This window comes from Enterovibrio nigricans DSM 22720, assembly GCF_900167155.1.
Taxonomy (GTDB): domain Bacteria; phylum Pseudomonadota; class Gammaproteobacteria; order Enterobacterales; family Vibrionaceae; genus Enterovibrio; species Enterovibrio nigricans.
Map to the genome: position 1 here is coordinate 38,710 of NZ_FUXU01000034.1, position 7,817 is coordinate 46,526.

The 7,817-nt window shown below is 46.2% G+C and carries 9 protein-coding genes; 6 read left to right on the forward strand and 3 right to left on the reverse strand.

The window, feature by feature from the left end:
- The first annotated feature begins 1 nt into the window (after position 1).
- From nirD to B5D35_RS13135, 3 genes are all read left to right on the forward strand, one after another.
- The gene (nirD, locus tag B5D35_RS13125) at positions 2–331 is read left to right on the forward strand and encodes a nitrite reductase small subunit NirD (protein WP_078753018.1); all 330 of its coding nucleotides are present in this window, start codon (positions 2–4) and stop codon (positions 329–331) included.
- Positions 332–439: 108 nt separating this feature from the next.
- Positions 440–1,915 (forward strand): NarK family nitrate/nitrite MFS transporter, encoded by a 1,476-nt coding sequence (locus B5D35_RS13130; protein WP_078753019.1) that lies wholly within the window; start codon positions 440–442, stop codon positions 1,913–1,915.
- A gap of 3 nt (positions 1,916–1,918) precedes the next feature.
- On the forward strand, positions 1,919–3,721 hold the full coding sequence (locus B5D35_RS13135; RefSeq protein WP_078753020.1) for a bifunctional protein-serine/threonine kinase/phosphatase: 1,803 nt from the start codon (positions 1,919–1,921) through the stop codon (positions 3,719–3,721).
- Positions 3,722–3,726: 5 nt separating this feature from the next.
- Here the strand turns inward: B5D35_RS13135 and B5D35_RS13140 are convergent, their stop codons facing one another.
- Positions 3,727–4,353 carry a LysE family translocator gene (locus tag B5D35_RS13140; RefSeq protein ID WP_078753021.1) on the reverse strand — a complete coding sequence of 209 codons (627 nt, stop codon included), beginning with the start codon at positions 4,351–4,353 and terminating at the stop codon, positions 3,727–3,729.
- Between the two features lie 160 nt (positions 4,354–4,513).
- Here B5D35_RS13140 and B5D35_RS13145 point away from each other — a divergent pair, with 160 nt between their 5' ends.
- Positions 4,514–4,948 (forward strand): VOC family protein, encoded by a 435-nt coding sequence (locus B5D35_RS13145; protein WP_078753022.1) that lies wholly within the window; start codon positions 4,514–4,516, stop codon positions 4,946–4,948.
- 4 nt (positions 4,949–4,952) lie between these two features.
- Here B5D35_RS13145 and B5D35_RS13150 read toward each other — a convergent pair whose 3' ends face one another.
- Both B5D35_RS13150 and B5D35_RS13155 read right to left on the reverse strand, forming a co-directional pair.
- Entirely contained in the window at positions 4,953–5,297 is a 345-nt protein-coding gene (locus B5D35_RS13150) for a thioredoxin family protein (RefSeq protein WP_078753023.1), read from the reverse strand.
- 34 nt (positions 5,298–5,331) lie between these two features.
- Positions 5,332–5,703: a hypothetical protein gene (locus B5D35_RS13155; RefSeq protein ID WP_078753024.1), complete on the reverse strand. Its 372-nt coding sequence runs from the start codon at positions 5,701–5,703 to the stop codon at positions 5,332–5,334.
- A 270-nt stretch (positions 5,704–5,973) separates the two neighbouring features.
- On the opposite strand from B5D35_RS13155, the gene B5D35_RS13160 reads away from it, so the two are divergent.
- Both B5D35_RS13160 and B5D35_RS13165 read left to right on the forward strand, forming a co-directional pair.
- Positions 5,974–6,477 (forward strand): M48 metallopeptidase family protein, encoded by a 504-nt coding sequence (locus tag B5D35_RS13160; RefSeq protein ID WP_078753025.1) that lies wholly within the window; start codon positions 5,974–5,976, stop codon positions 6,475–6,477.
- A gap of 204 nt (positions 6,478–6,681) precedes the next feature.
- Entirely contained in the window at positions 6,682–7,485 is an 804-nt protein-coding gene (locus tag B5D35_RS13165; protein WP_078753026.1) for an MATE family efflux transporter, read from the forward strand.
- The last annotated feature ends 332 nt before the right edge of the window (positions 7,486–7,817 follow it).

Consider the following 7,817-nt stretch of genomic DNA (forward strand, 5'->3'; position numbering starts at 1 on the left):
CATGATGCAATGGAAAACGATTTGTCGACAGGACGATCTAGTCAAAAACACCGGTGTTTGTGCGCGTTTTGGTGAGCGTCAGGTGGCGATATTTTTGTGTGGGAAAACCGATAATCTCTATGCCGTCGATAATTATGATCCATTTGGAAAAGCCAACGTGCTTTCACGCGGCATGATTGGCTCAATAGGAGAAAAGACGGTTATCGCATCACCGCTCTACAAACAACATTTTTGCCTCGATAGCGGGCAGTGCATTGAAGATACCGCTGTCTCCATTTCTACGTATCCAATCAGACGTGAAAATGGCGACATTCAAATAGGTGTGAAATAGCGTGTTTTAAACGGATATTGAGCTCGTAAAATTCGCTCAAATTCTATTGTTTTCTGTGATATTGCGAAGTCGTGGTTCAGGTCTCTATTATTTGATAAGGAAGTCTACATGTCAGGGAGTGAAAAATTTAATATCTTTTCTTTTCAAGGAAAGATGAAAATACTCCATCTTAGTTGGTTCGCATTTTTTATTACGTTTGTCGTTTGGTTTAATTTCGCTCCATTGTTGCAGTCGGTAAAAACATCGTTAGGGTTAACATCCGCTGAAATTAAAACGCTGCTTATTTTAAACGTGGCGTTTACCATACCTGCGCGCGTTTTAATTGGTATGCTGACCGATAAATATGGTCCTCGTATTGTTTACTCGCTTCTTCTCGCGTTGTGCTCTATTCCCTGTTTTGTTTTTGCCTTTTCGGATAGCTTTCTACAAGCCGCAATTGCTCGATTTGCCCTTGGGTTTATCGGGGCAGGTTTTGTCATTGGCATCCGCTTGGTGTCTGAGTGGTTTCCACACAATGAATTGGGTACTGCTGAAGGCATCTATGGTGGCTGGGGAAATTTCGGTTCAGCGGCAGCAGCATTCACGTTGCCTACTGTTGCGGTGCTCTTTGGTGGTGACGATGGATGGCGGTACGCCATGGCCATTACAGGCCTGATGAGTTTAGGTTTTTCATTTGTGTTTTACCGCAATGTTACCGATACCCCGAAAGGCGCGACTTACTATAAACCTAAAAATGTAGGTGCGATGGAGGTGACAACCAAAGGGGATTTCTTCCTGCTACTGATCATGAAAGTACCGATGTATGCTGCACTCGCGTTATTGGCTTGGAAGTTATCTCCGTCTGGCGTCGACATGCTACCTTCCTCGTCGGTCATTGCTGTCTACGTTGTATTGGTGGCAATTTACCTGTTTGATGTCTCGCAAGTTTGGAAGGTGAACAAGCACATATTCAAAACGCCAGTACCGGAAGTCCATCAATACAAATTCAAACAGGTTGTGGTATTGAACATCTTGTACTTCGCGACATTTGGATCAGAGCTCGCGGTGATTTCAATGCTCCCTTTGTTTTTTCTGGAAACGTTTGAACTGACGCCTGTGGTGGCAGGTATGGTGGCGTCGGCATATGCGTTTATGAATTTGATGTCTCGTCCTGGAGGCGGTTGGTTGTCAGATAAATTTGGCCGTAAACCTACCTTGTTGATCCTCACCGCTGGGCTTGCTATTGGGTATTTGGTCATGGGATGGGTAGACAGCACGTGGCCTGTTTGGTTAGCGGTTGTGGCAGCGATGGGGTGTTCTTTCTTTGTTCAATCGGGGGAGGGAGCCGTGTTTGCAGCAGTGCCATTGATCAAGCGCCGAATGACAGGACAAATTGCGGGCATGACAGGGGCTTATGGTAACGTTGGTGCGGTGACATACCTGACAATTCTGTCTGTCGTCGAATACAGCACGTTTTTTTATGTTATTGCGGGTACTGCGTTAATTGGTTTTATCACATTACTCTTTATGGAAGAGCCCTCCGGACAAATAGCAGAAGAAAATGACGATGGAAGCATTACAATGATCGACGTAGCAAAAGTGTAATTGATGAAGCCAGAAAACCTTTCAACAACAGGGTTGGAAACCACGCCAGACCATCACATCAGGGAGTCGTCAACATTGACTCCTCACCTTGTTGTGCGTGCTGGTGGCTGTTCAATTGCGGGTCTTAAGGTGCCGAACCAAGATGCGTTTGCTGTTTGTATACCGAAAAAAATGCATGCGCTGAAACACAAAGGCGTCGTCGCTGCCATTGCCGATGGGGTGAGTTCCAGTGACATCAGCCAAAAAGCCAGCGAAATGAGTGTGACCGAGTTTGTTGATGACTATCTGGGTACGCCCACAACATGGTCGACGAAAGACGCAGCTGCGAATGTGTTGAAATCGCTCAATCACTGGCTTTATCACCATGGACAACTGGCAGGCTGCGCATCCAATGCGATGGTGGCCTCATTTGGTAGCGTGGTGCTCAAATCAAACACTGCGCATGTTTTTCATGCAGGTGATTGTCGAATATACCTGTTCAGGCAACATGTGCTGACGCAACAGACGCAAGACCACCGTCGCTATACCAACAAACAAACCCATCATTTGACCCGAGCCTTAGGTATCGACAGCCATTTAAATTTTGATTATCAATCCTTTTCGCTAGAGCGCGGCGATATACTGATGATGACCACGGACGGCGTTCATGATGCGCTGATGCACAATGCGTTGAGTGAATCCCTCCAAAATATCAGGGTCGAAACCGATCTCGAATCCCTGTCTCAAACTATCGTAGACAAAGCACTTAAAGCCGGCAGTGATGACAACATCACCTGTCTGTTGCTTGCTGTTGATCATTTACCTTCGGCGACACTAGGAGAAGCGTTAAAAAGTGTGGCGGGGCTGAGAATTCCTGCCGTTCTTAAAGAAGGACAGTCGATAGATCATTACTGTGTGGTGCGAGTGATACACAGCGGTAGCCGAAGCCATATATATCTTGCTAGAAGCGAGTTAGACGGAAAGCAATATGTGTTGAAGATGCCGTCTCAACACTTCGCGGATGACCCAGTTTATCTGTCTGGATTTGTTCAGGAGGGTTGGATAGGCGAACAGGTGAAGCAACGCGGTGTGATGAAAATACATCCACGGTCGATGCATTCGCCTTTTCTTTATCACGTTTGTAGCTATGTTGACGGTGTTACATTGCGGCAGTGGATGCTGGACAACCCGCAGCCAACGCTGAGCCAAGTGAGATCCATTGCGAAAGGGGCGATACGCGCGATACGTGTTTTGCAGCGAATGTCTGTGGTTCATCGAGATATCAAACCTGACAACCTAATGGTCGATCAAGACATGAATATCACCTTAATCGATTACGGCACGGCTCAAGCAAGTGGTCTGGTGGAATTAGCAGGCTATCAGGAGGAAGACTATGCGGTTGGTGACCTGAATTATGCCGCGCCGGAGTATCTTAAAGGGGGGAAAGCAACGCTGGCGTCAGACGTATTTTCCTTAGGGGTCACATTGTATGAGGTACTTACAGGGCATTTGCCCTATAAAGCAGTGAACCCTGCGAATCCCCGCACATCCGCAAGGAAAAATTATGTCCCAGCGACCGTGTATCGTTCTGATGTTCCCGACTGGTTTGATGCAGGATTGAAAAAGGCCTCTCACCCGATTGCCAATGCACGCTATCACGTGCTCTCTGAGTTAGAGCAGGACCTAAAAAAACCAAACCCTTCATTTAAGCAAAATCAGAAGCACTTACCGTTGATTGAAAAAGATCCGCTGCGTTTTTGGAAAGGGTTGAGTCTAGCTCTGTTTATTGCGGTGCTTTGTCTAGCGGGTTTATTGATCGCGAATTAGTTGTTTTAGCGTTGCGCCGTTAACGCCAGTGCAACCCCTGCACCAACAAACGTGGTGCCAAATGTTCGCGGTAACCAACGAGATGCGACAACGGATGTTGAACGGGTAATTAGTTTCACTCCCCAATACCCATAGGCGGTTAAGCAAGTAATAGAGCAGGCGATAAATGTTATTACCAACAGAGTAAATTGAGGCAGAAGGGGTTGGTCAATCGTCAAAAACTGAGGGAAAAGGGCAGTGGTAAACACAATCGCTTTCGGGTTGGTTAACGCAACCAGTATACCTTGCAGGTAAAAATTTCGTCGTTTGCTGACCTTGCGCGTATCGACATCATCGATGGATATCTCCATCCCATTTCGCCAGATCTTGATGCCAAGGTACATTAGGTATAACGCACCCAAGGTTTTTATCACCATAAAAGCAGTCGCTGAACTCAGCACCAGCGCACTCAAGCCCAACACCGAAAAACTCGACATGATAAACAGCCCAGTTACGTTCCCCGCAATGGTGAACATTGCGCGTTTCCAGCCTGCGCGCAATGAATGTGTCATCACCAGCAAAATAGCGGGACCTGGAGAAGCGGCTGCGAGAAATGCAATAGTCAGAAATGCCAGCCAAGTTTCGATGCTCATTGGGACGCCTTCCGGTCTCTAAATTCATGATTTCAAACTATCGCAAAAGCAACGTTGGAACAATGGTTGGTCGAGATGATTATCGAATTTAGGGCAACTAAAGCGAAATTCGTTTCTAAAATAACACTAAAAGGATTGAAATAAAGAGAAGGATATTCTTATGGCTCTGACCCCATTTCATGTAGCGATACCTGTCCGGCACCTCGAAGAATCCCGTCGCTTCTATGCCGATGTGCTTAATTGCAAAGAGGGAAGAAGCAGTAATGAATGGGTTGATTTTGATTTGTATGGCCACCAGCTCGTCATTCACTACGACCCGAATATCGGTGAGACCAATACACTTAATCTTCATCACAATGCTGTCGATGCCAAAGCCGTCCCTGTGCCGCACATTGGTGTCGTTCTGGAAATGGAAGATTGGCAGAAGCTCGCACACAGGTTGCTATCAAAAGGTATTGAATTTGTCATAGAGCCCTACATTCGCTTTGTGGGTGAACCAGGCGAGCAGGCCACCATGTTTTTTCTCGACCCCACAGGCAATGCCTTGGAATTTAAATCGTTCAAGGACATCGAAGGGCAACTATTCGCGAAATAATGTTTCAGCGTAAATTCATGTGAGAAAGAAGTTCGGTGACTTCCATTGTATGAATAGGGCGAACAATACGGTCGACCTCCAAGCCATCACGAAGCAAAATGAGTGTCGGCCAGAGTTTGACCTTGAATGCTCGCCCAAGAGGTTTACCCTTGCCATCAAACACTTTTACGTGTGGAAGAGAATACGCTGATAAAGCGTCTTCTACCGCGGGTTGTGCAGCTTGGCAATGTCCGCACCAAGGTGCGCCAAATTCAACGATCGCAAAGCCTTTTATATCACTGACTTCTTCAAATGTCGGAGAGTCCTCATCGTAGTCGGGATTGAATCCTTGTGTTGTCGCGCGAGTCAAAGGGACACCTCCGTGTCGGTACGAATACAGTGAGTTACGTCCAGCGCTTTATGGCGTCAGCCGTATCACTGGGGGTTGTATTAAAACAAATCGTAGCTTGCGGTGCGGCTTTGTGCACAGCATTGACAAGTTTTTCGAATACCAAAAAGTGGTCATCATCTCGCCTCACGCCAGCACCAATCAACACACAATCATAGGGTTGACCCGCTAACGCTGAAGTAGCTGCATCGTAGGCTGTTTCGCCATCTCGAATATAATGCAGATCGACGGAATAGCCTAAATCTAGCAGCCGGTCTCGGTCACCTTCTAACGTAGCCCGAAGCTTTTCTGCTGTCATGCCTGGCCATTTATCATAATTTACCACGTCAGGATGCCAGCCAAATAAGGCCACCTTTATTGTGTTCATGTCGTTCTCCTTTTTTAGCGGATTGGCCTAACAAACCAGAAACGGATAGCGTTAAATTGCTTAGATATAGTTATGTTAGCAATACCTTTAATAACTATATGTCTGATGTTTAAGCCAATGTGGGGCAAAGTGATCGTGAGTTTGTCGTGGTTGAAGCGTGGAAAGTCGCTATGAATAAAGCGATGAGTCGGACTGATCTGACATGGCAGAGTGTTTAATGCAGGGAGATACTGATAGCATACCCACTTCGTTATATATTGAAGAAATCAGATGCATCCTTCACTTCGCTATCTTGGTGGCTATCCCGAACACTTATTGGAGCAGGTAAACCGCTTTGTTGAAACGGGTACGCTTGGAGAATGGCTAAAAAAGCGTTATCCAACCAACCACCAAATTACCTCCGAAAAGGCACTTTATGATTATGTAATGGGGTATAAAGACCAGTACCTTAAAAAGTCATCTCCAATCAGCAAAGTCGCATATGACGGGAAAATCCATGTCGTAAACAATGCGCTAGGATTGCATAGCTTTGTGTCGCGCGTTCACGGCGGAAAGCTCAAAGCGAAAAATGAAATTCGTATCGCTTCAATGTTTAAAGAAGCGCCTGAACCTTTTTTACGCATGCTGGTGGTTCACGAATTGGCACACCTAAAAGAAAAAGAGCACAACAAAGCGTTTTATCAGCTTTGTTGCCATATGGAACCGGATTACCACCAGTTGGAATTTGATACTCGGCTATATCTTATTCACCTTGAGTCATCAAAATCCGCATAAGCGTCTGTTTGTTAAGCACCTGAACAGGTGCTTTTTCTATGTGTACCGATATTAACCTTCAATTTATAGAATATTTCTCCGAATGAGATGTTTGTCGAATGATAATCACATTAATTACATGTGATTACACTTGGTATTCGCTACCTGTTTTCCTTATTGTAAATAAATTGCTTTATTAAGTGAGAGTCATTACAAGGAAGATAAATGGCAGAAAATACCTATTCTTATTTCCTTCGGCGAGTGGTTGTTCTCGGCTTGCCGCTTGTCCTTCAAAGTCTATTGTTTAGCAGTGCGGGGTTCTTGGACAACCTCATGGTCAGCCAGCTTGGGACGCAAGAAGTGGCGGCGTCGAGCATTGGTGCGCGTGTGTTTTGGTTTGTCGGGATATTTATCTGGGGCATGGGCACGGGCATGGGTGTATTGCTTGCGCAGTACTGGGGAGCGAAAGACGAACAGGGCTATCGCCGTAACTTTGCACTTGGTGCTTCTATTTCTACGTTTGCTTCAACGCTCGTTTTCCTTTGTGTGTGGCTTTTTCCCTCTGTTATTCCAGCTATGTTCAACACGGAAGGAAGAACAGCGGAGTTAGCGACCAATTATCTGCAAATTGTAAGCATCGCGATGCTGTTTGCAGGCCCAACCATCTCAATGGATGCAGCTCTGCGCGCGATAGGCAAAACCAAGGTGACGCTTTACATGTCTATCGCCGAGATAGGAACTAATGTTGCGTTGAGCTTCATCCTTATCTTTGGCTATTTCGGCGCGCCAGCACTAGGTTTAACCGGGGCGGCATATGGTACCGTCGCCGCTCGGCTGCTTCGCGTCATTATATCGCTGCTGGTTATTCAACTTTATAACCCAATGTTAATCCTCAGACCTCGGGACTTTTCGTTCAGACGCAGCACGCTTGTTAAGTATTTCAATATTACGGCTCCCATTATCGCTGGAAGCTTAATTTGGAGCGGCGGAATTTTCACGTATCAGCTCATTATGGGGCGTGCGACGTGAAGTCGTATGAAGCGCTGTTCACCGCTCAACGAGTGAACCATCTGTATCACCAGATGAACCTAGGAGCCTGAATAAAGTAGCGGCTCTGACAATGTAACGAAGGTTGGCATTTGCCAATCGGGATTGAAATCGTGAGAGGACGGTCCTCCTGATAACCACATAAATCGGGTGAGTGCTAGGTAGTCAGTATGATGAACATAAGTGAATCCGTTCAAGGTGCGTCATGTGATGAAGCAGCGGAAGTGGTTTATACGCTGTTGCCAAAAGGCATGAGAGTCGGAAAGAGATTGCCCCATGCTCTTTCGTGATCGTTGAACTCTCCGCACCATAGC

What these genes read in the sequence shown, in the direction of transcription:
- B5D35_RS13165 (WP_078753026.1), top strand. Translation starts at nt 6,682, where the DNA reads ATGGCAGAAAATACCTATTCTTATTTCCTTCGGCGAGTGGTTGTTCTC.
- nirD (WP_078753018.1), top strand. Translation starts at nt 2, where the DNA reads ATGATGCAATGGAAAACGATTTGTCGACAGGACGATCTAGTCAAAAAC.
- B5D35_RS13140 (WP_078753021.1), bottom strand. Translation starts at nt 4,353, where the DNA reads ATGAGCATCGAAACTTGGCTGGCATTTCTGACTATTGCATTTCTCGCA.
- B5D35_RS13155 (WP_078753024.1), bottom strand. Translation starts at nt 5,703, where the DNA reads ATGAACACAATAAAGGTGGCCTTATTTGGCTGGCATCCTGACGTGGTA.
- B5D35_RS13145 (WP_078753022.1), top strand. Translation starts at nt 4,514, where the DNA reads ATGGCTCTGACCCCATTTCATGTAGCGATACCTGTCCGGCACCTCGAA.
- B5D35_RS13160 (WP_078753025.1), top strand. Translation starts at nt 5,974, where the DNA reads ATGCATCCTTCACTTCGCTATCTTGGTGGCTATCCCGAACACTTATTG.
- B5D35_RS13130 (WP_078753019.1), top strand. Translation starts at nt 440, where the DNA reads ATGTCAGGGAGTGAAAAATTTAATATCTTTTCTTTTCAAGGAAAGATG.
- B5D35_RS13135 (WP_078753020.1), top strand. Translation starts at nt 1,919, where the DNA reads ATGAAGCCAGAAAACCTTTCAACAACAGGGTTGGAAACCACGCCAGAC.